We start from the raw sequence: 22,101 nt of genomic DNA, 5'->3' as shown, positions 1-22,101 counted from the left end.
CGCAGCTTAGTATGAGAGAACAACTGCATCTGCTGTTAGTTGATAATATATCGATTGATGATTATTGATTAACCTCTCAACCATCTGATTTTTATGAAAAAGACTATCTAAATTAGTGCCACCCTATTTAAGGCTTACGGGGCATGACTGAGTTTTGGCTGTTCTATTGGTGAGTTATCTTTTAAGTGTTTGAAAATAACGATATCCCTTTATTCTTATAACTGTTATTTAACCCAACGTTTTAAAATTGATTTATGCATAAAAAACCTCACTAAATTAGTGAGGTTTTTTTATGTCGCTATTTATGTGCTGTATTAACGTGCGTTCGTGCTTTCAAATATCTTATCTGCCGAGGCTGCAACGAAACCAGTATAGAGCTCACCATCTGGTTTGTTATAACGAAGGGCAAACTCATAAAAACAGCTTGGTACACTCATTTTTGTGTCACTAAACTGAACTGCAAAGTCATCGGCTAGTGTTGATGATTGTTCAAGTAATACCTCAGGAGAGCCTTTTACTTCGCCACCAGAAGTATTTAATGCAAATCCAGCATCTTTAAGTGCTGTATTTACGGCTTCAATATTATCAAACTGGGCAAGTTCATTAATGCTAACTGTAAAATGGTTTGCACGGTAACCCCAGGCAGACATCCATGCAGCGTATTCACTTTCTGCAAGTAGTTTTTTATAGGTATCAGAGGTTACTTGCCAGTGTGTACCTGAATATAAGAAGTTCTCTGCCGTGACAGCACTTTCATCAATGCTGTTAACCATGTCACTCACGATAGCCTGTAGCTCTGGTGAGCATTTTTCTACTAGCAATTCAGAAATAAACACTTTTGGTTGGGTCGTATCTGGATGCTCATAATGTTTTGCATAAAGTTTTTTAGCTTCAAAATGGTACTCGCCACATTCTTTATATCCTAACGCTAAAAAATGAGCTGCTAATTTTTCAAGGCCAATTTTTTCATGGTTAAAAGTGCGCAGTGCAATGTGATCATTTAGGATGTCATCTTTTTGAGTCGAGCCAAGTAACTCATGAACTTTTACGGCTGATGGAGTAACAGCTAAGTAGTTTTGCCATAAGTTTTCAAATAATGTATTTACGTTTGTGTGCATTATAATTCCTTAATTTTTTGAGTATAGCGTCTGCTAATTATTCGATGATTAAGCCCGGCGCAAGGGTCGAAGGTAAATTAACGTGTTCAGCTTCCACGGATGCAACAGGGTATGCGCAATAATCAGCTGCATAATATGCGCTTGCTCTGTGGTTACCACTTGCACCTATACCACCAAAAGGCGCAGCACTAGAAGCGCCAGTGATAGGTCTGTTCCAGTTAACAATACCGGCACGAATACGTTTTAAAAAGTGTTGATAGTCAGCGTGTGAATCGCTCAATAAGCCTGCAGATAAGCCAAATGAGGTGTTGTTTGCTTGTGCTATCGCAGTATCAAAATCGTCATAGCGATATACTTTTATAAGTGGGCCAAAGTGCTCCTCGTCAGGTATATTGCTAATGTCGGTGACATCAATAATACCTGGGCTTACAAATCCAGTGCCTGCTTTCAAGTGTGTTAATTCAACTAATGAGTTTGCACCTAAATCAATTAAAGCTTGTTGTGCTGAAACCATGCCTAAAGCAGCTTGCTCGCTGATCATTGCGCCCATAAATGGTTGAGGCTCAGCAAAACTTTCATCGACAACAATATCCTTCGTTGCGCTAATAAGCTTAGCTAAAATAGCATCACCATTTGATCCATTTTCAATGAATAGCCTGCGTGCACAAGTACATCGTTGACCCGACGTTATAAAACCTGACTGGATAATATCGTGAACAGCTGCATTTACATCAGCAACATCTTTGACGATTAATGGGTTATTCCCCCCCATTTCAAGTGCAAGAATTTTCCCCGGATGGCCTGCAAACTGCTTATGCAATAGATGCCCGGTGTTTGAGCTACCGGTGAAGAATAACCCATCAATATCTTGATGACTGGCAAGTGCTTTACCTGTTTCGACTTCACCTTGAACTAAATTAATTACGCCAGCAGGTAAGCCCGCTTTCAGCCACAATTCAAGTGTAAATTGTGCAACATAAGGAGTCAGTTCAGAAGGCTTAAACACCACCGTATTACCCGCTAAAATTGCTGGTACAATATGGCCATTAGGTAAGTGGCCTGGGAAGTTGTACGGGCCAAATATTGCCACAACGCCATGAGGTTTATGGCGAATGAAGGCTTTAGCACCTGGCATGGGGTTTTCAGTGGTGCCCGTACGTTCGTTGTAGGCTCTAACTGAAATAGCCACTTTACCCGTCATAGCACCCACTTCAGTGCGTGTTTCCCAAATGGGCTTGCCTGTTTCTTTTGCAATAATGGTGGCGAATTCTTCACTGTGTTTTTTTAACAAAGAGGCAAAATTTTCAAGTATGCTAATGCGTTCATCAAGCGGCATATCAGCCCAATTAACCTGAGCGTTACGTGCAGCTTTAATTGCGTTGTCAACTTGCTCTGGCGTTGCGCTTAAGCCTTGCCATAGTACCTCACCATTACTTGGGTTTATTGAGCTGAAGCTATGACCTAGACCTATTTGCCATTGGTTGTTTATCAGTTGATTGTTTTGTGATTCAAGACTCATAGAATTCCTACTTTGTTTACAGGCGAAAAAATCTCGCCGCGTCGCCTTGTTTTAGTTCAAGGGCGTGTGCAACGTCTTTACTTACGATTAATGTATGCTTAGCATGATTATAATGCGCATGTTTGGTAAACGTGGCTCTAAAATCTGCTACTCCTTGATTGCAAATTGCCAACGTATCAGAGCTTTGTTCATCTACATAATCAAGCTCGCCGATAGAAATTGGACATACAATTGAATCCCTTACACTGCGAATATTACCAAGCTTTGCTTCTACCGTAGGGCCTGCATCAAACAGGTCGACGTAACCTCTGTGTTCAAACCCTTCTTTTTCTAGTAATTTAAGTGCAGGTTTAGTTTTATCATGCACTTTACCAATCACGTCTTGCGCTTTTTTACTGAGTAAATTCGCATAGATAGGGTATTTAGGCATTAGTTCGCTGATAAAAACCTTATCCCCCAAACCAACTAAATGATCTGCTTGTGGAAATTCGATACTAAAAAAATGCTCTTCTAACCACTGCCAAAATGGAGAATGGCCGTTTTCATCGCTCACCCCACGCATTTCGGCGATAATTGTGTCAGCAAAGCGTTCACTGTGCTGTGCCATAAATAGAAAACGTGAACGAGATAAAAAACGTCCAGCTAGCCCTTTACGACTATCTTCACGTAAGAATAACGTACAGATTTCAGAGCAACCGGTGTAGTCATTACACATACTCAGGATATCGACTGTGTTATAGACTTTTAAAGTAGGTGAGTGATGGACTGTTTTACCTAAATGGTAATGATACAGAGGAACATTAAGACCCACAGCAGCTTCAATAGCTGTTGTACCAATGACCTCTCCAGTGTTGGTGTCCTCAAGGACAAACAAATAGCTCTCATCAAGCGGTTGGCTAATGTCTTTAGAAAAGCTACTTTCTGCGCGGGCAATTTTTTCAAGTAACAATGTATCGTCAACGGGTAGCGATGTGAAACCATGACCAGATTCAATAGCGATTTGTTTTAACGCTTCAAAATCAGTGTTCTTGATAGGGCGTAATACATGCATTTATTAAAGCTCCATTAGCGCTCTTTAAATAAAGAGCGCTAAATTAAATTAACCGTTTACTACATCAGCTACGGCTTTTTCAAAACGCGAAAGGCCTTCTTTTATATCCTCAAGCGGTATTACTAATGAGGGTGTGAAGCGGATTACATTTGTGCCTGCTACTAAACTCATAAGCCCTTGTTCAGTACTTGCTATTAAAAAGTCACGAGCGCGCCCTTCAAACTTACTGTTAAGAACAGCGCCTAATAAAAGTCCTTTACCGCGAATTTCACTAAACACATCATACTTTTCGTTAATTGCAGCAAAACCGTCACGGAATAATTGTTCACGCTCTTTAACGCCTGCCAAAACGTCTGGATTATTTACTGTATCAAATGCAGCTTCAGCAACGGCGCATGCCAAAGGATTGCCACCGTATGTTGAACCATGAGTACCTATTTTAAGGTGAGCTGCAATTTCTGTTGTGGTTATCATGGCACCAATTGGAAAACCACCGCCGAGTGCTTTTGCTGTTGTTAAAATATCGGGTGTAACACCTAAATCTTGATAAGCGTATAGAGAGCCCGTACGACCTACGCCTGTTTGTACTTCATCAAATATTAGTAATGCGTTGTGTTTATCACACAGGGCACGGACGCCTTTGATAAACTCATTAGTTGGGGAAATAATACCGCCTTCACCTTGCAGAGGCTCCATCATTACAGCACAGGTTTTATCACTAATTAGCTGTTCAAAAGCAGCAAGGTCATTATAGTCACAATGATCGATAGCCGCAGGTTTAGGGCCAAAGCCATCTGAATAGGCAACCTGACCACCTACAGTCACTGTAAAGAAAGTGCGACCATGGAAACCTTTGTTAAAAGCAATAATTTGTGTTTTGTCTTCACCGTGAACATCCAGTGCAAAACGACGAGCAAGTTTAAGAGCTGCTTCATTTGCTTCTGCGCCAGAGTTAGCAAAATAGACTTTATCAGCAAATGTTGCATCAGTAATTTTTTTTGCTAAACGTAAAGCTGGCTCATTGGTCATTACATTTGATAAGTGCCAAATTTTATCGCCTTGTTCTTTAAGCGCATTAACAAGTGCAGGGTGGCAATGCCCGAGACAGTTAACCGCAATTCCACCTGCAAAATCGATAAACTCTTTTCCTGTTTGGTCCCAAACACGAGAGCCTTCACCACGCACAGGAATTACTGAAGAAGGGTTATAATTTGGAACCATGACATCGTTGAATAAATCTCGAGAAACTTGCATTTGACGCACCTTAAATAGCGAATAAGAAAATAAATAAACGTGTATCTAACTATCTTTTAACTGCTATAAGCAGTATTTCATTGTTATTTATCTATTATCTAGCTTCGTTAGTTAAATTTGCAGTGCTAAATTGTTAAAAATGACTATAATAAAAGTCATATTAACGATTAGGGTTAGCAAAGTGATAGGAAAGCAAGATGAAAAGCTACTTGCAATTTTAAGAACAAACGCCCGTGCAAGTATTTCTGATTTAGCAAGAGCGCTGAATTTATCCCGTTCAACTGTACAAAGTAGAATGCTTAAGTTAGAAGAAACAGGAGTTATCAAAGGCTACAGTGTTGATTATGGTGAAGCGTATCTCAATGCAATGGTTGCGGCACATGTGTCAATTAAAGTGAAGCAAAAGCTAACTACGAAAACAAATTTAGAGCTTAAGCAAATTGATGCTATTTCACAGTTATATGCAATAAGTGGTGAATTTGATTTAATTGCAGTCGTACAGGCACAAAACTTAGAAAAGTTAAGTCATTTACTTGATGATATTGGTAATTTAGATGGCGTTGAGCGAACAACGTCTTCAGTTATTTTAGAAACTAAATTTAATCGTTAGTGTAATAGTAAATTAATCACTATACTAAGTTTAAAATATTCATTAAATTTAGTGTAAATAGCTTTTATAGGTACTGTTATTAGTATAATTAAAGCTTAATAATATTAGTGTCAAATAGTGTTCTTACACAAAGATTTGGCTTTTGAGGGCTTATGCAAGTCGGTTTACTAAATTCAATTATTAAGATAACGAAAAACAAGGATGTAGACTCTCTTGAGTATACGATAATCTCAACGATTCAAGAGTTCGTTAAGTGCGAAGAAATATCGATATATAAAGATTTAGAAGTTGCTGGAGAATTGCGGATTGAACGAAGCGCTTCTTTAAAGTTTTTATCTCAAAATGATTTTATTTGGCAAGATAAAGATGTCATCAAAGAGCCCGATGCTGAACTAGTTTCTTGTATCAGTTCCTCCTGCATTATCACTGTTAAATCAGATAACAATAAAGAACGTCGGTGGCTTCCTATCAATGTGCGTGATAAACCCGTTGCTGTTATTGCTATTTTATCGGAACATTTAGAAAGTGAAGATCAAGTGTTGCTGAATGCTTTTTGTCGCATCTTTGAAAATTACTTAGCAATTTTACATGAAAGTGAAACGGATAAACTGACAGGGCTGTTGAATCGTCAAACGTTTGATAAGAAGATCAAGCTACTGATAGAAAAGCAAATGGCGAAGCAGCATCAGAACATCAAAACAGATGAAAAACGCTCTAAACACTCAGGTTCCTCCTCCTGGCTCGCGATTGTTGATATTGATCACTTTAAGCAAGTCAATGATGAATATGGCCATGTCTGTGGCGATGAAGTTTTATTAGTGTTAGCACAAAAAATGAAAAGCTATTTTCGTTCATCAGATTTAATATTTCGATTTGGGGGGGAGGAGTTTGTATTAGTATTTGAACCAACAAATTATGATTTTATCCACGCTAAGTTAAATACTTTTTTAGATTTAGTGAGAAATACAAAATTTCCATTCGTTCCAAATCTATCTTTGAGCATTGGGTTATCTAGGATCAGCCCCTATGACTTCCCTATTTCTGTTGTAGAAAATGCGGATAAAGCACTTTATTACGCTAAACGAAATGGGCGTGACCAATTATGTTTTTATGATGAATTAGTTACAAAAAATTTGATAGATACCAAAGAAAAACAATCTGATATTGATTTATTTTAACTGAAGAGGTGATTTTTTAATTACCTTTTTTGTTGCCTCATCCAGCTTAATGACATAGGCATTACCTCCTATACCCTTAAATTCCTCATCGGTAAATACTAGCGTATTTTCATCGTAAAAGGTTATGGCTTCTTTTTGAGTTACAATTCCTAAGTCAATTTGAGATACGTCACCAGAGAAAAATTTATCACCTTCAAAATTTTCAAATAGCCAGATACTAGTTGAGTCGAGTAAGACGAGTTTTTTTCGGTTTGGGCTTAAAGCTGCTGATGTTATCCAGCACAACTTTTCCATTGTGGTACACGTTTGAAATGAATCAATTAATTGTGCATTAAAGTTAGCAGCATGGTCGCCCACTTTATATACATTGGTTATGCCATCAAATGGTTTAGTTCTGTTTTTTGTAAAAAGGTATAAATGTCTGCCAAATGCAACAAAAGCCTCTAAGTCATAATTTCGTTTATTAGGTGCAACTGGTTGGTCATTGAGTTCAGGATACGTAAATTTAATAATTTCTGCTTGTGTAGAGTCACCTTTTATATCAATGGGGTTTTCAATTTTATAAATAGTCAGCCATCGACGCTCTTGTTTGTTATTGCCAAAATCACCTAAGAAAAAATGGCCAAAGTCATTTTGAGTTATGTCTTCCCAGTCAATATTTTTAGCGTTGGTAACAAGTACTTCTTTTGAGATAGAGCCATCTTCACTTAGGCGGTAAAGTTTTGCATCATCGCCACCATCATTGATGGCCCAAAGTTGATTGGATTTATCAAATTCGATACCGGATATTTCTTTAAGACGCGCATCTACAGTAAGTTTCTTTTTACTGTAAAGGGTATAGATAGATGAACCAATAGTAATAGCTGTAATCAGTACGGCAAATATGATGAGAGACAAGAAACTTTTTTTGAGCATTGGTTTTATAAAAAGATAGTAATATCCCGCTATTATGCTGTATTTAGCTAATAATTACTACTTGGAGGCTTAACCATTAGATTCAATTTGCCATACCCCTGTGCCTGTAGCAGCTACGTGGTTAACGTTACCTTGTAAAACTTTGTTGCCTACATTAATCGACGATTCTGGTCGGCTGACTAAATACCCTTGCACACTGCTGATCCCTAAGCGCTTAACAAGGTCAAATTGTGCGAGTTCTTCAACACCTTCAGCCACTATCTTCAGCCCTAATTTAGTACCTAGTTCGCTGATTGAATTTAAAATTTCATTATATTTAGGATTTTCATTTGCTTGAGCAATAAAGAGCCTATCTATTTTTAAAACATCGATAGGTAAATCAGCCAATGTACTTAAAGAACTAAATCCAGTACCAAAGTCATCAATAGCGATAGTGACACCTTTTGTTCTGAGTTTTTCTAATTCTCTGATTATGCTATTGCTAGCCGTAATCAGTGTTGATTCAGTTATTTCGAGCATAAGTGCGGAAGGTGGTAAGCCTGTTTTATCAAGTTTTTGCATTACCCAGTCATGCAGGGGTCGGTGTTTTAGTTGAATTCCCGAGACATTGACTGAGATTTTTACTTTACGCATACCTGCATTATGCCAAGCTGACATTTGTCTACATGATTCAAGCATAATCCAATCACCAAGCTCTAATATGAGGTTAGACTCTTCAGCAATAGGAATGAATTCAACGGGAGATATCATTCCTTCAACCGGGTGATCCCAGCGAACCAATGCTTCGAAGTAGTCTATAGCGCAATCTTCAACATGAACGATTGGCTGAAATGAAAGGTGAAAGTTTTGACACGCAATAGCTAATCGCAACTCTTCAAGAAGGTAGTGATAACGGCGCATCTTATTACCCATTTCAGGTGAGTAAACTTTAAAAATTCCACGCCCGTCAGTTTTTGCTCTATACATTGCAACATCAGCCATTTGCAATAAAGCATGAGGAGTAGATGCACTGTCAGGGTAGACTGCCACACCCACGCTAGCACTTATTTTTATCAGTTTATTACCTAAAACAAAATCACGTTCTATTTCACTCAATACATTTTGCGCAACGTCTAATGTCTTACTTTCACTATCAATGTTATTGATAAAAATAGAAAATTCATCTCCCCCCAAACGCGCTAAGTTTTGCTCTAGCATACTGGTTGGATTAATATCATTTAGTTTGTGATTACGTAAAACGCTTGCAAGTCGCTCAGCAACTTGGATTAAAACTTCATCACCAAAGCTATGGCCAAAAGAATCATTAACTTGTTTAAAGCCATCTAAATCAATAAACAGCAAGGCACAGTGCATATTTTCAAGTTCGGCACTATTTAATTGTCGGTCAAGATGTTCAATGTAAGCATGACGGTCAATTAACTGTGTTAGTTTATCTTGACTAATACTAGTTTGTGTTTCTCTGGTATATGTTGCGATATGTGTGTTTAAGGCCGATAACCCCTGACTTAACCGAGTCACAGGATTAATAATTTCTAAAGACGGTAACTGAATTTTAAACGAACTTAATAATTTATCGGTTTGAATGTTTAATTGTTCGATTACTTTTTGTTCACGGCGAGCGCGTTGTAGACTCCCCAAATACCAAGTTAACCAAAAGCCCATCAAAATTAAAATAATAAGGTTGGCTGGAGAAAGAAGCGTGGCCACTAATAATGACGAATATTGCACAGTAACAAATTCAGCATCCGTAATTTTTATCAGTAAATAATCATGCTCGTTGGTTGATATTAGACTGTGTCCACTTAATACAGGGTTATACCAAGAGGGTATTTCTAAATGAGTTTGCGCTATGGGAAACGTTCGAATAGCGACATTCGACTGTTTTGGATTAATACTATTAACTTGTTTTGTCAGCAAAATATTTAAGCCGTAACAAAAGACAATTAAAGTAATTAAAGCAATACTGATTACACGAAAAAATTTAGTCATTCTATTAAGCCATTATGACCCCCTATTTTATTATGGTTATAGCGAAGGGAGTTGGTACTTTTTTTCAGTATATAGTGTGTGAGTTCAAGAGACAAACTTTTCACAAGCACGGTATTAAAAAAACATAATTTTAAGAATTAGAGTACTTAATCTACTGTGTTTGTTGAATTTTTCGCTTGTTTCAAATTTAGTTTATTTCACTTTACGAATCTTTATATGTTATCTATTTTGTTTACTGTTAGTTGTTTGATAAGTGAACTATGGTTTAGTTCTTGCAGTTTTCAATTTAACGTAAAAGATAGCCTCATATAGAGCTATTTTGCACCATACTTGTGCGGTGGATTTTTTAATGCACTGTCATAAAGCATAAATATAAGTTTGATTAACTTATAAACACCCCCGGCATATGTTGAGTAGTTGAACTGGCACGGTGGCAAGGATCAATAAACATAAAGTTTAGCTGGAGCCCGCTATGTTGAGTAAACGTTTTTTTAAAACCAAAGAAGAAGCTGAAGTAACGTTCGAATTTAGTCACCCTGACGCACAAGATGTGCAACTTGTTGCTGAATTTACAGATTGGCAGCCTGTTGCAATGAAATTTAATAAGAAGCAGCGCTGTTTTAAATTAAAACAACGCTTACCTAATAATCAACAATTTCACTTTAGATACCTTATAGACGGTACTATTTGGGATAACGATCATCAAGCAGATGGTTACGCTGCTAATAATTACGGTACTGAAAACAGCATTGTAAATACTCAACGTGTATAAGGTAATATAATGGATTTACTTTCGCAGTTGTTTTATCTGCATGGTATTGGTTATGAATACACAAAATATACTGGGGAACAGGTATTTTTTGAACACGATACACGTTCAGCGGCACTTCGCTGTTGTGGCGTAGATACTGAAAACCTTCAGCAAATAGAGCATTTAAATATCTCATTGGATGCAGCAAAATGGCTAGAATATGTGCCTAGCTGCAGCCTTGTTCAAAGCGATGCACCAGCTTTAAAAGTGAGGGTTGATAAACGGCTAATACATCATGCTTGCACTATTTCTTTTGAAAGTTTAGATATTGAGCCAATAGTTTCCGATTTACACACTCTTGAGTGTACTGGAAATTATGCGTTTAATGATGTCGTTTATGTTGAGTTGCAGGTTTGCTTGCCTAAACTCCCTGTTGGTTATCATGATGCTAAAGTTTCTATTAATAGCAAAACAGTCTTGACTGAAATTTGGGCAACCCCTAAACAAAGTTATCAAATTCCTGATAAAAAACGCACAGGCTTATCAATACAGCTATATAGCTTAAAAAATAAAGCAGGGTTAGGGATTGGTGATTTTGCCGATTTAATGGAATTGACTTGCCACAGTGCTGCTTTGCAACTTGATTATATATTGCTTAATCCATTGCATTTACTTTTTGTAGACGAACCCGAAAGAGCAAGCCCTTACAGTCCAAACAATCGTGCTTTACTTAATCCATTATATATTGCGGTGTCACTTAGCGAAGATGCACATGCTAACGCTTCGTTGAATCAACTTCTTAAAGAATCTGAACACTTTAATACCGATAGTCAATATATTGATTATACCTTGGTTACTCAATACAAATACCAACTACTTAAATGTTTGCATAACAAGTTTATAGCTGATGGAAGTGATGAGCGAAAAGCTCAATACGCACTCTTTTGCCAAGAACACCGCACAACGCTGGCAACCCTTGAACAACAAGATTCCGAGTTTGCTTACTATCTACAATGGCAAGCGCATACTCAGTTAAAGCAATGTCAAAACGTAGCGAGAGACAGCGGGATGGCAATTGGTTTAATCAATGACTTAGCCGTAGGATGTGCCGGCGATGGTGGTGAGTTTTCAACCCAACAGCAGCTATTTGCTAAAAGTGCACATGTAGGTGCTCCGCCAGATCCGTGGGCTGAGCAAGGCCAAAACTGGGGCTTACCTGCCCTGAACCCAGTTAAAGTAGGTGACAATAATTTCGCATTTTACCGTGCACTCATTAAATCTAACATGGAAGATGTGGGTGGATTGCGTATTGATCATGTAATGGCCATACGTAGATTATGGTGGTGCTTCGAGATTAATGGACAACAAGAAGGGTGTTATGTGTATTACCCTTTTGAATACTTACTGGCAATTGTAACCATCGAATCGCACTTGAATGAATGTATTGTGATTGGTGAAGACTTAGGGGTTGTACCTCAGGAGGTAAAAAAAGCGCTGGCAGAGAAAGCAATTTTTTCAAATAGCTTATTTTACTTTGAGAAAGATCAATATGATGAGTTTTTACCTGCCGACGCTTTTGACCCCCATTGTTTATTAATGATTGCTAATCATGATGTCCCTCCATTTTTCGCTTGGTGGGAAGGCCGCGATATAAATTTAAAGGTTCAATATCAATTAATAGATGAACCGCAACAAGTGAAAGATTTAGAAGTCCGTCAAGTTGAAAAACAACGAATGTTACGATTTTTAGAGCAAAGTGGTCATCATGGCTATACGCTTAATACGCAAACTAAAGATATATATACCGCATTGACATTAAGTCTAGCACAGTCACCAGCTCAACTTTTCGCAATTCAATTAGATGACTTGGATCAGCAAATACTCCCTGTGAATATCCCCGGTACAGATAAAGAGTACCCCAATTGGCGAAGAGTGCTTTCTAAGCCATGTACAGAAATACTAAAACAACATGCTAATTTGCTTAATGAAATAAATTCAATAAGGACGTATTAAATGAACAGTTCTGTTCAAATTAAATCAGTATCCGATCAGTATAATCAACAAGTATCTGCGTTAGAGCGTGGTTGTTTTAAAGACCCATTTAGTTTTCTAGGTGTACATACTGATTCAAATGGTAAGCAATGTATCCGTTGTTTTTTACCCGCAGCCAAAAGCGTCAGTGTTAAATCAAAAGGCACAGTAATTAATTGTTCACGATATATGGATTCGGATCTATTTATTGCACACCTTAATTCTGTACTGAGCGATGACTACGAACTAGTTATTAAATACTCTGATTGCACCGTTTCGCAGCGTGATATATACAATTTTCCAAGTGCCTTAGATACGCATGCAATGTATTTATTTAATGAAGGTACGCTTGAGCATGCGTATCGTCATTTAGGCGCTCATTTTATTACTCTTAATGATACTGATGGAGTTCGCTTTAGTGTATGGGCCCCAAATGCAAGCAGTGTTTCAGTCATTGGCGAATTTAATCACTGGCAACGAAATCACCACTTTATGCGTTTTAACCCAGGTTCAGGGGTATGGGATATTTTTATTCCAGCCCTTACAGCAGGGCAGTGCTATAAGTTTGCTATTACAACAACGAGTGGTGATGTACTCGAAAAAGCCGATCCATTTGCATTTAAAATGCAACAAGCGCCCGGTACCGCTTCTGTATTGCAACCACAATTAGGTGCCATCAAGTTAACTGATAAAATGCTAAAGCAAAAAGCGAAGCGAAATGCTATCGATGCACCCATCAGCATTTATGAAGTTCATTTAGGTTCTTGGCAACGAAAGATTGATAATTGCTACTTAAACTATACTGAATTTGCTGAGCATCTCATCTCTTATGTTAAAGAAACGGGGTTTACTCACATTCAATTAATGCCGGTAAGTGAGTATCCGTTTGACGGTTCTTGGGGTTATCAACCAGTTGGTCTATTTTCGCCAACAAGTCGTTTTGGCAGTGTTGATGACTTCAGATATTTCGTGCAACGCTGTCACGAAGAAAATATTGGGTTGTTAGTTGACTGGGTTCCGGGACACTTCCCAAGTGATCCGCACGGGTTACATTGTTTCGATGGCACACACCTATACGAACACGCAGATGCAAGACAAGGGTTTCACCCTGATTGGAACACGTATATTTATAATTATGATAGGCCTGAAGTACGCAGCTTCTTAGTTGCAAACGCGATGTTTTGGCTTGAGGAATTTGCTATAGATGGTTTGCGTGTTGATGCTGTTGCCTCGATGTTATACCTAGACTACAGCCGTGAAGAGGGACAGTGGGTACCTAATTGTTATGGTGGCAGAGAAAACCTTGGTGCAATCGAATGTTTAAAGCAAGTTAACCTGCGTAGTTATGCAAATAACCCCGGTATTATGATGGTTGCAGAAGAGTCAACTGCGTGGCCAGGAGTGACCCGCCAAGTGGATCATGATGGTTTAGGCTTTGGTTATAAGTGGAATATGGGCTGGATGAATGACAGTTTGCATTATATGCAACGAGACCCACTCTATAGACAGCATCATCACCATGAAATGACATTTTCTATGGTCTATGCATTTAGTGAAAACTACATTTTACCGTTAAGTCATGACGAAGTGGTGCATGGCAAAGGCTCATTAATTGAAAAAATGCCAGGAGATGATTGGCAGCAATTTGCAAATTTACGCGCATATTATGCCTTTATGTGGGCACACCCGGGTAAAAAGTTACTCTTTATGGGCGGAGAGTTTGCACAGCGCAAAGAATGGAACCACGACCAATCCCTTGATTGGCATCTGTTAGAGCACCAAAGCCACAATGGTATTCAAAACACTGTTAAAACATTAAACGAAGTTTATACGTCTACACCTGCTTTGTATGAATTAGATTCAGAGCCAGCGGGTTTCAGTTGGATTGATAATCAAAACGCACAACAAAGTATTTTTAGTTTCGTTCGTTATGCTAAAAAAGCGTCAGATTATGTGGTGGTGGTGTGTAACTTAACACCGAATGTTTACCAGGGGTATCAAATAGGTGTGCCGTCAAATGGGCATTTTGAAGTGGTGCTTAATACCGATGATGAGTTACTTTTTGGCTCCGGGGTTAAGGTGAGTGATGGTGTAATTGCAACAGAAGCATCGCCGAGTCATGGTCATCAAAACAGTGTATTAATAACGTTACCACCGCTTGCGACAGTTTATCTGAAAAAGGTGTGCAATGAGTCTATCAATTGAGTTAAGCCAAGGGGAAATTACCTCTTTAGGTGCGTCAATCAAAGAAAATGGCGTCAACTTTGCTGTTTATGCCCCATTGGCAAAGCAATTGTATCTCTGCTTATTTGATGCTAGCGGGCATACCGAAGTACTTAAATTAGCGATGAACAAAAATGAAGGTGGAGTGTGGAGCTTATTTATTAGCCCACTACCTGTCGGTACGTTATATGGGTATCGAGCGGAAGGTGAGTATCAGCCTAGTAAAGGCCTACATTTTAATAGTCAAAAACTTTTAATAGACCCATATGCAAAAGACTTATTTGGTGAATTTACTTGGAGTGAACGTCATTACAGTCAAATGCCCATTGGTACATTAAGTGCTGTGAATAATGCCATTGATATGCCAAAGTCAAAAGTGACACAGCTACAACCTTATCAAGGTGTTAAACCGAATCATAACTGGGGAAAAACGGTCATTTATGAATGCCACGTTAAAGGGGCAACTGCGCGCCACCCTAGTATACCAGAGCATTTAAGAGGTAAATATTTAGGGTTAAGCCACGCTGTATTTATTGAACATTTGCGAGATCTTGGTGTGACAACACTTGAATTGTTACCAGTGCATAGTTTTATCAGCGAACAATTTTTAACAGGAAAAGGCTTACAAAACTACTGGGGCTACAACACGTTAAACTTTTTCACCCCCCATAAAGATTACCTTGTTGATGATGAAATAGCTGAATTTCAACAAATGGTCTCAGAACTGCACAATGCTGGGATCGAAGTCATACTTGATGTGGTTTATAACCACACTGCTGAAGCTGGAATTGACGGCCCCTTGTTATCATGGCGCGGGTTAAATAATCCTGGTTACTATCGCGCTGTTGAAGGAGATCCTAAAGTTTATATTAATGATACAGGCTGCGGCAACACACTCAATATTGACAATCCATATAGCTTAAAAATGGTCCTAGATAGCTTACGTTATTGGGTAGAAATAATGGGAGTTGATGGCTTTAGGTTCGACTTAGCTTCAATTTTAGCTAGAACCGCACACGGTTTTAATCAGCAACACACATTCTTACAAGCAATTAATCAAGACCCTGTTTTATCAAAAGTTAAACTGATTGCAGAGCCATGGGATATTGGCCCAGGTGGTTACCAATTGGGCGCGTTTCCTGCACCGTGGCGTGAGTGGAATGACAAATACCGTGATGTTGTAAGGCGTTTTTGGTGTGGTGAGCAAAACATGTTACCTAAATTAGCTAAGCGATTACATGGCTCATGCGATTTGTTTGATCATAATTTAAGAGGCCCGCTTAATAGCATCAATTTTATTACAAGCCATGATGGTTTTACGCTTGCGGACTCGGTCAGTTATGAAGAAAAACATAATGAAGCCAATGGTGAGCAAAATAGAGATGGGCACAGCGCTAATTATTCCTTCAATTGTGGTGTTGAAGGATTTAGTAATGACCCAAAAATTACAGCTGTTCGTCTGCAACAGCAAAAAAATATGTTGCTCACATTATTATTATCAAAAGGCGTGCCAATGCTTGCATCCGGCAGTGAAATGGGCCATTCACAAGGGGGTAACAATAACGCTTATTGTCAAAATAATCGCACGAGTTGGCTTGCTTGGAAAGACTTTCAACGACGACACCCGCTAACTCGATTCATTGATGACGTTTTACGGTTACGTAAACAACATTGCGTATTTAAACACCGCGAATTTTTACATGACACAGATAAACGATTCGCAGTGCATTGGTTTAATGAACTGGGCATGCCAATGCAAGAGGATGATTGGCATGATGGCAGTAAGCAATTTTTGATGTATAGCTTGCACGACGAACAATTAAAATCTGCATTATTAATTATATTAAATGCAAGTGACGTAACGGTAGATTGTACGCTGCCAGAAGCCGAAGAAGGTGATTGGCAGCTAAACATAACAAGCGTTGAAGCAGGTATTTTAAAAGACACAAAACAATTTGGAGTTGCTGCGCATAGCAGTTGGGTATTTTCAGCTAATTTAGAAGGCGAAGGTCATGGCTAAGAACAGTGAACAAATATGTGTTGCAAAGGGTTGGCAAGATGCTCCTTTGATTGATGAAAGTACATTGGAAGACGATTTATCGCGGCACTTTTACTACACTTTGGGGCGTGACAAAGTGGGCAAGTCTCAGTTGTATTTATACAACGCACTGGCGTTTACTATTCGCGATCGGTTAGTTGCTCGGTGTCGTGCTACCAAGCAGCAAATGAACAGTGAAAAGCGTCGTAAAACAGCTTACATCTCGCTTGAGTTTTTAATGGGCCGAGCAATGGGCAATGCAATTTTAAATCTAGATTTAGACGACCAAGTTAGCCAAGCACTGCAACAATATTGTACTAATATTGAAGATGTCGCCCAAGCAGAGCATGATGCGGGGTTAGGTAATGGCGGATTAGGGCGCCTAGCTGCTTGTTTTTTAGATAGCTGCGCAAGCCTTGCATTACCCGTTGTAGGTTATGGTATACGTTATGAGTACGGTATGTTCAATCAAGCCATTGAAAACGGCCACCAAGTAGAGCAACCGGATAACTGGCTTCGCGAAGGGCACCCTTGGGAGTTAAGCGCGCCAGAGCAATCTAAACGGGTAAAATTCTTTGGTCACGTTGAGTGTTACACAGATAAAAATGGTCGTGAACACCGTCAGTGGTTAAATACACATGATGTACTTGCAGTTCCTTATGACGTTCCTATTCCAGGCTATAAAAATGATATCGTAAATACCTTACGTTTATGGAAATCAGAGGCCACCGACGAATTTGATTTAAGTGAGTTCAATGCCGGTAGTTATTCTGAAGCTGTTGCCCATAAAAATCTAGCCGAACAAATTACAATGGTGTTGTACCCTAATGACAGTAGTGAAAATGGTAAGGAACTAAGGTTACGCCAACAATACTTCTTATCGTCTGCGAGCCTACAAGACACCATTGCTAGTTGGGTATCACAGCATGGCGAAGACTTTAGAGATTTTGCTGATTATCATGTTTTTCAGCTTAATGACACACACCCAAGTATTGCTGTTGCCGAGCTAATGCGCTTACTCATTGATGAGTATGAGCTCGATTGGGATAAAGCATGGCAAATCACAACTGCCACAATGGCGTATACAAATCATACATTATTACCTGAAGCGCTTGAAAAATGGTCAGTATCGCTATTTTCTCGTTTATTACCGCGCATTTTAGAAATCATTTATGAAATAAATGCCCGTTTTTTAGCTCAAGTGGCGCAAGCATGGCCAGGGGATGTAGCTAAACAGCAAGCACTTTCACTTATTGAAGAAGGCCCTGAGCCGCAAATTCGCATGGCGTATTTAGCTATCGTAGGCAGTTATTCTGTTAATGGTGTCGCCGCGTTACATACAGAGCTGTTAAAAGAAGGGTTGTTTAAATCATTCTTCGAGTTGTGGCCTGAAAAATTTAATAATAAAACCAATGGGGTAACACCAAGGCGTTGGCTTGCTCATTGCAATCCCAAATTGACCCAGCTTATTAGTGACAAAATTGGGTGTGAGTGGGTGGGGGAGTTCGCTCAAATTAGTCAATTACGTCGTTACTTTGATGATGAACAATTTCATACGCAATGGCAGCAAGTAAAGCTTGAAAACAAACAGCGCTTAGTTGATTTAGTCAAAGAACGCTGTGATGTTGAATTTGATAAACATATGTTGTTTGATGTGCAAGTAAAGCGAATACATGAGTACAAGCGTCAACTATTAAACGTACTGCATGTGATTCACCTTTATGACCGTATTCGCCGCGGCGATACTGACAACTTAGTACCTCGTTGTGTACTGTTAGGTGGTAAAGCTGCACCGGGTTACTACATGGCAAAACGCATTATTAAGTTAATAAATAATGTGGCAGAAGTCATTAACAAAGACCCACTAGCCCAACCTTATTTACGTGTTGCGTTTTTACCTAATTATAATGTGACTGCAATGGAAACTATTTGTCCTGCAACGGATTTATCGGAACAAATATCAACTGCAGGTAAAGAAGCATCAGGAACAGGCAATATGAAGTTCATGATGAATGGTGCATTGACGATAGGTACCTTAGATGGTGCTAATATCGAAATCAGGGATGCGGTGGGCCAAGATAACTTTTTCTTATTTGGTGCCAAAGCACAAGAAATAGAATCTATTAAGCAAAACTATAACCCTTTGCATATCATTCACTCTACACCTGATTTACTTAATGTAATGCAACTACTTGAAAGTGGGCACTTTAACTTATTTGAACCAGGCTTGTTTGATGACATTATCGGCGCGATTAAAAGCCCGCACGATCCTTGGTTAGTCGCTCATGACTTCGAGAGCTTTGTTAAAGCGCAGCGTGATGTAGAGGGCGCTTATCAAAACCAACAACACTGGACACAAATGAGTATCTTAAATACGGCAGCAAGTGGCGTATTTTCAAGTGATAGAACAATTGGCCAATACAGCGATGAAATTTGGCATTTGACACCTTTAACATCAAATAAAACGAACATCAGCACAGATTAATACGGAGATAAATTATGCCAAGTTATGCAAATCGTTACATAAGTAGTTTAACAAGAGAAACCTACGCGCTTATTTTAGCAGGAGGGCGAGGATCGCGACTCCATGAATTAACTAATTGGCGCGCTAAACCTGCTGTTTATTTTGGTGGTAAGCATCGAATTATAGATTTTCCGCTGTCCAATTGTATTAATTCAGGTATCAGGCGAGTGGGTATTGCGACACAATATAAATCGCACTCATTAATACGCCATGTTAACCGTGCTTGGGGTCATTTTAAAAAAGAGCTTGGCGAATCGGTAGAGATATTACCAGCATCTCAGCGTTATGGTGACGAATGGTACTGTGGCACTGCGGATGCTGTTTTTCAAAATATGGATATAATTCGTCATGAATTACCAAAGTATGTGATGATTTTGTCAGGCGATCACGTCTATCGTATGGACTACGGTGCATTATTAGCAAAACATGTTGAAACTGGTGCAGATATGACAGTTTGCTGCATAGAAGTTGATTGCGAAGAAGCGGCAGACACCTTTGGTGTGATGACAGTCGACGAAGAAAAGCGTGTAAAGCGTTTTGATGAAAAACCAGCGTCTCCAAGTTCTATTCCGGGTAAACCTGGCACGTGTTTAGCGTCAATGGGTAATTATGTATTTAATACCGATTTTTTGTTTGAGCAATTGAAAAAAGATGCTGAAAATGAAGGATCTGGACGTGACTTTGGTCATGATATAATTCCATCAATTATTGAGGAACATAACGTTTTTGCTTTCCCATTTAGAGATCCCGCACATGAAGGTCAACCTTATTGGCGTGATGTAGGTACACTTGATTCATTTTGGGAAGCTAATATGGAACTTGTTATGCCAGAACCACAATTAGATTTATATGATCCAACGTGGCCTATCTGGACTTATCAAGAGCAATTACCACCGGCTAAATTTATTTTTGATAATGACGATAGAAGAGGTATGGCTGTTGATTCAACCGTATCAGGTGGCTGCATAATTTCAGGTTCAGTAGTCAGAAAATCCTTGTTGTTTTCTAATGTTCATATTCGTTCATATTGCGAAATTGAAGAGTCAGTCATTTTACCTGGGGCAATTATTCATCGTAACTGTAGAATACGCCGTGCCATTATTGACCGTGGCTGTGAAATTCCTGAAGGTGTGGAAATTGGTTTTGACGAAAAAGCGGATAAAGAAAATGGCTTTAGGGTGTCTAATAAAGGTATTGTGCTTGTTACAAGAGATATGTTGACAGAGCTTGCCAAAAAAATAGAACGCCAAGAGCAAGAAAAAAAACGATTAGCTTAAGTTGTAGGAAGTAAATAAATAATGCATGTATTGATGGTTGCGGCCGAAAATGACGCGTTACCTAATGCCAAGGTTGGGGGAGTTGCTGATGTAATACGCGACTGCCCAAACGCATTAAGTAATAAAGGGATTTTTGTTGATGTAATAATTCCAGATTATGGGTTTAGTCAACTAGACAGAGAACGGTTAGGGACACTGAACGTGGCATTTGCAGGTCAAAGCCATCAAGTTGATGTATGGCAAGTACATATTGCGAATTCATCATCAAGGCAACTGGTTTTGTCGCATCATTATTTTAGCCAACACAATGGCAATGTGTATTGTAATGATGAACCTGGTCGACCTTTTGCAACAGATGCGACTAAATTTGCGTTCTTTGGCGCGGCGGTGTGTGAAGGATTACTGCAAGGGATTATTCCATGCCCTGATGTTATTCATCTACATGATTGGCACAGTGCATGTGTTGCTTTGCTATTAAAGTTTGATAAACGTTATGAAACTCTGCTGCAAACAAAACTTGTGTTCACTGTGCATAATATTGCATTACAAGGGATCAGACCCTTTAAAGGCGATGAATCAAGTTTAGAGGCTTGGTTTCCATCACTTGGTTATGATGGTCATGTGATATGCGACCCACGTTATCCGCATTGTTTTAATCCAATGCGTAGTGCCATAAACCTCGCTGACAAAGTTCACTTAGTATCACCTAGTTATGCTAAAGAGGTAGTATTACCTAGTGAACCAGATAAAGGGTTCTTTGGCGGTGAGGGGTTGGAAAAAGACTTACAAAAAGCGGCTGATATGGATAAAGTCGTGGGTGTTTTAAATGGTTGCGAGTACACACCAAACGATGAAAATCCCCCTAGCTTCGAAGCCTTGTATAACGCTATAGAAACAGAACTGTTTATATGGCTAGCTAAAAATAAGCAATTAGAGTCAGGTTATTATATTGCACATCAACGTTTATTATCGTTTATTAAACATGATGACAAAGGGCCACTGCTGACAAGTGTAGGGCGCTTAACCGATCAGAAAGTATTATTATTACGCCAACCATATAACAACAAACTACTTGTAGATGAACTATGTAAAGAGTTGTCAAAGTTTAATGGCAAGATCATTATTCTAGGCTCTGGTGACAGTGAATTAGAAGATGTGTTTACTCAAGCCATGGCAAGAAATACTAATCTTTTATTTTTAAAAGGTTATGGGCAGAAGATTGGCGAATTACTTTATCAACTAGGGGATTTGTTTTTAATGCCTAGTTCATTTGAGCCGTGTGGTATTAGTCAAATGTTAGCTATGCGTGCGGGACAGCCATGTTTAGTTCATCAAGTTGGTGGACTTAATGACACGGTGACACATTTAGAAAACGGCTTCTGTTTTGATGGCAACACGCTAGAGCTGCAATGTAAAAATCTACTGAATTGCTTTATTGAGACTCTTACACTATATAGTAAAGAGCCAAAGAAATGGCAGCATATTGTTAATAATGCGCGCAATGCCCGATTTACCTGGGATGATGTCGCACAACAATACATAGAGACTATGTACAAATAGGCTAAAAAGATTACTTTTTATAATTTTACTAGTTATAATGTTTGGATACATAAAGTGATTTAA

The 22,101-nt window shown here is 38.9% G+C and carries 15 protein-coding genes; 9 read left to right on the top strand and 6 right to left on the bottom strand.

Annotated features, from left to right (window positions below):
- Window positions 1-314: 314 nt before the first annotated feature.
- From CSC79_RS02275 to CSC79_RS02260, 4 genes are read right to left on the bottom strand one after another with little or no spacing between them, the layout of a single operon-like run.
- Window positions 315-1,118: a DUF1338 domain-containing protein gene (locus CSC79_RS02275; protein WP_099293527.1), complete on the bottom strand. Its 804-nt coding sequence runs from the start codon at window positions 1,116-1,118 to the stop codon at window positions 315-317.
- A 37-nt stretch (window positions 1,119-1,155) separates the two neighbouring features.
- Entirely contained in the window at window positions 1,156-2,637 is a 1,482-nt protein-coding gene (gene astD, locus CSC79_RS02270) for a succinylglutamate-semialdehyde dehydrogenase (protein ID WP_099293525.1), read from the bottom strand.
- A 16-nt stretch (window positions 2,638-2,653) separates the two neighbouring features.
- Window positions 2,654-3,688 carry an arginine N-succinyltransferase gene (astA, locus tag CSC79_RS02265; protein WP_099293523.1) on the bottom strand — a complete coding sequence of 345 codons (1,035 nt, stop codon included), beginning with the start codon at window positions 3,686-3,688 and terminating at the stop codon, window positions 2,654-2,656.
- Window positions 3,689-3,736: 48 nt separating this feature from the next.
- On the bottom strand, window positions 3,737-4,942 hold the full coding sequence (locus CSC79_RS02260; protein WP_099293521.1) for an aspartate aminotransferase family protein: 1,206 nt from the start codon (window positions 4,940-4,942) through the stop codon (window positions 3,737-3,739).
- Window positions 4,943-5,123: 181 nt separating this feature from the next.
- Here CSC79_RS02260 and CSC79_RS02255 point away from each other — a divergent pair, with 181 nt between their 5' ends.
- Entirely contained in the window at window positions 5,124-5,552 is a 429-nt protein-coding gene (locus CSC79_RS02255; protein ID WP_099293519.1) for an Lrp/AsnC family transcriptional regulator, read from the top strand.
- A 152-nt stretch (window positions 5,553-5,704) separates the two neighbouring features.
- Complete coding sequence (locus tag CSC79_RS02250) at window positions 5,705-6,730, top strand: GGDEF domain-containing protein (RefSeq protein ID WP_099293517.1); 1,026 nt, start codon at window positions 5,705-5,707, stop codon at window positions 6,728-6,730.
- Here CSC79_RS02250 and CSC79_RS02245 read toward each other — a convergent pair.
- Both CSC79_RS02245 and CSC79_RS02240 read right to left on the bottom strand, forming a co-directional pair.
- Entirely contained in the window at window positions 6,722-7,645 is a 924-nt protein-coding gene (locus CSC79_RS02245) for a hypothetical protein (protein ID WP_099293515.1), read from the bottom strand. The two genes, CSC79_RS02250 and CSC79_RS02245, sit on opposite strands and share 9 nt — an antisense overlap.
- A gap of 69 nt (window positions 7,646-7,714) precedes the next feature.
- Window positions 7,715-9,634: a bifunctional diguanylate cyclase/phosphodiesterase gene (locus tag CSC79_RS02240; protein WP_099293513.1), complete on the bottom strand. Its 1,920-nt coding sequence runs from the start codon at window positions 9,632-9,634 to the stop codon at window positions 7,715-7,717.
- A gap of 472 nt (window positions 9,635-10,106) precedes the next feature.
- Between CSC79_RS02240 and CSC79_RS02235 the strand changes: the two genes are divergently transcribed.
- The 7 genes from CSC79_RS02235 to CSC79_RS02205 are packed head-to-tail and all read left to right on the top strand — an operon-like array spanning window position 10,107 to window position 22,038.
- Window positions 10,107-10,406 carry an isoamylase early set domain-containing protein gene (locus tag CSC79_RS02235; RefSeq protein WP_099293511.1) on the top strand — a complete coding sequence of 100 codons (300 nt, stop codon included), beginning with the start codon at window positions 10,107-10,109 and terminating at the stop codon, window positions 10,404-10,406.
- A gap of 9 nt (window positions 10,407-10,415) precedes the next feature.
- Complete coding sequence (gene malQ / locus CSC79_RS02230) at window positions 10,416-12,398, top strand: 4-alpha-glucanotransferase (protein WP_099293509.1); 1,983 nt, start codon at window positions 10,416-10,418, stop codon at window positions 12,396-12,398.
- A complete protein-coding gene (gene glgB / locus CSC79_RS02225) occupies window positions 12,399-14,621 on the top strand; it encodes a 1,4-alpha-glucan branching protein GlgB (RefSeq protein WP_099293506.1) in 2,223 nt (740 codons plus the stop codon).
- Window positions 14,605-16,659, top strand: a complete 2,055-nt coding sequence (gene glgX, locus CSC79_RS02220; RefSeq protein WP_099293504.1) for a glycogen debranching protein GlgX — start codon at window positions 14,605-14,607, stop codon at window positions 16,657-16,659. Before glgB ends, glgX begins: the two co-directional genes overlap by 17 nt.
- Entirely contained in the window at window positions 16,652-19,162 is a 2,511-nt protein-coding gene (locus CSC79_RS02215; protein WP_099293502.1) for a glycogen/starch/alpha-glucan phosphorylase, read from the top strand. The genes glgX and CSC79_RS02215 overlap by 8 nt, the downstream gene beginning before the upstream one ends.
- 14 nt (window positions 19,163-19,176) lie before the next feature.
- Window positions 19,177-20,478, top strand: coding sequence for a glucose-1-phosphate adenylyltransferase (glgC, locus tag CSC79_RS02210; RefSeq protein ID WP_099293500.1), 1,302 nt, complete (start codon window positions 19,177-19,179; stop codon window positions 20,476-20,478).
- A gap of 21 nt (window positions 20,479-20,499) precedes the next feature.
- Window positions 20,500-22,038 (top strand): glycogen/starch synthase, encoded by a 1,539-nt coding sequence (locus tag CSC79_RS02205; RefSeq protein ID WP_099293498.1) that lies wholly within the window; start codon window positions 20,500-20,502, stop codon window positions 22,036-22,038.
- Window positions 22,039-22,101: the final 63 nt, after the last annotated feature.

This window comes from Pseudoalteromonas sp. 3D05 (assembly GCF_002723455.1).
Lineage (GTDB): Bacteria > Pseudomonadota > Gammaproteobacteria > Enterobacterales > Alteromonadaceae > Pseudoalteromonas.
Note: the sequence above shows the minus strand (reverse complement) of the source record. Positions and strands in the feature narration are given on the sequence as shown.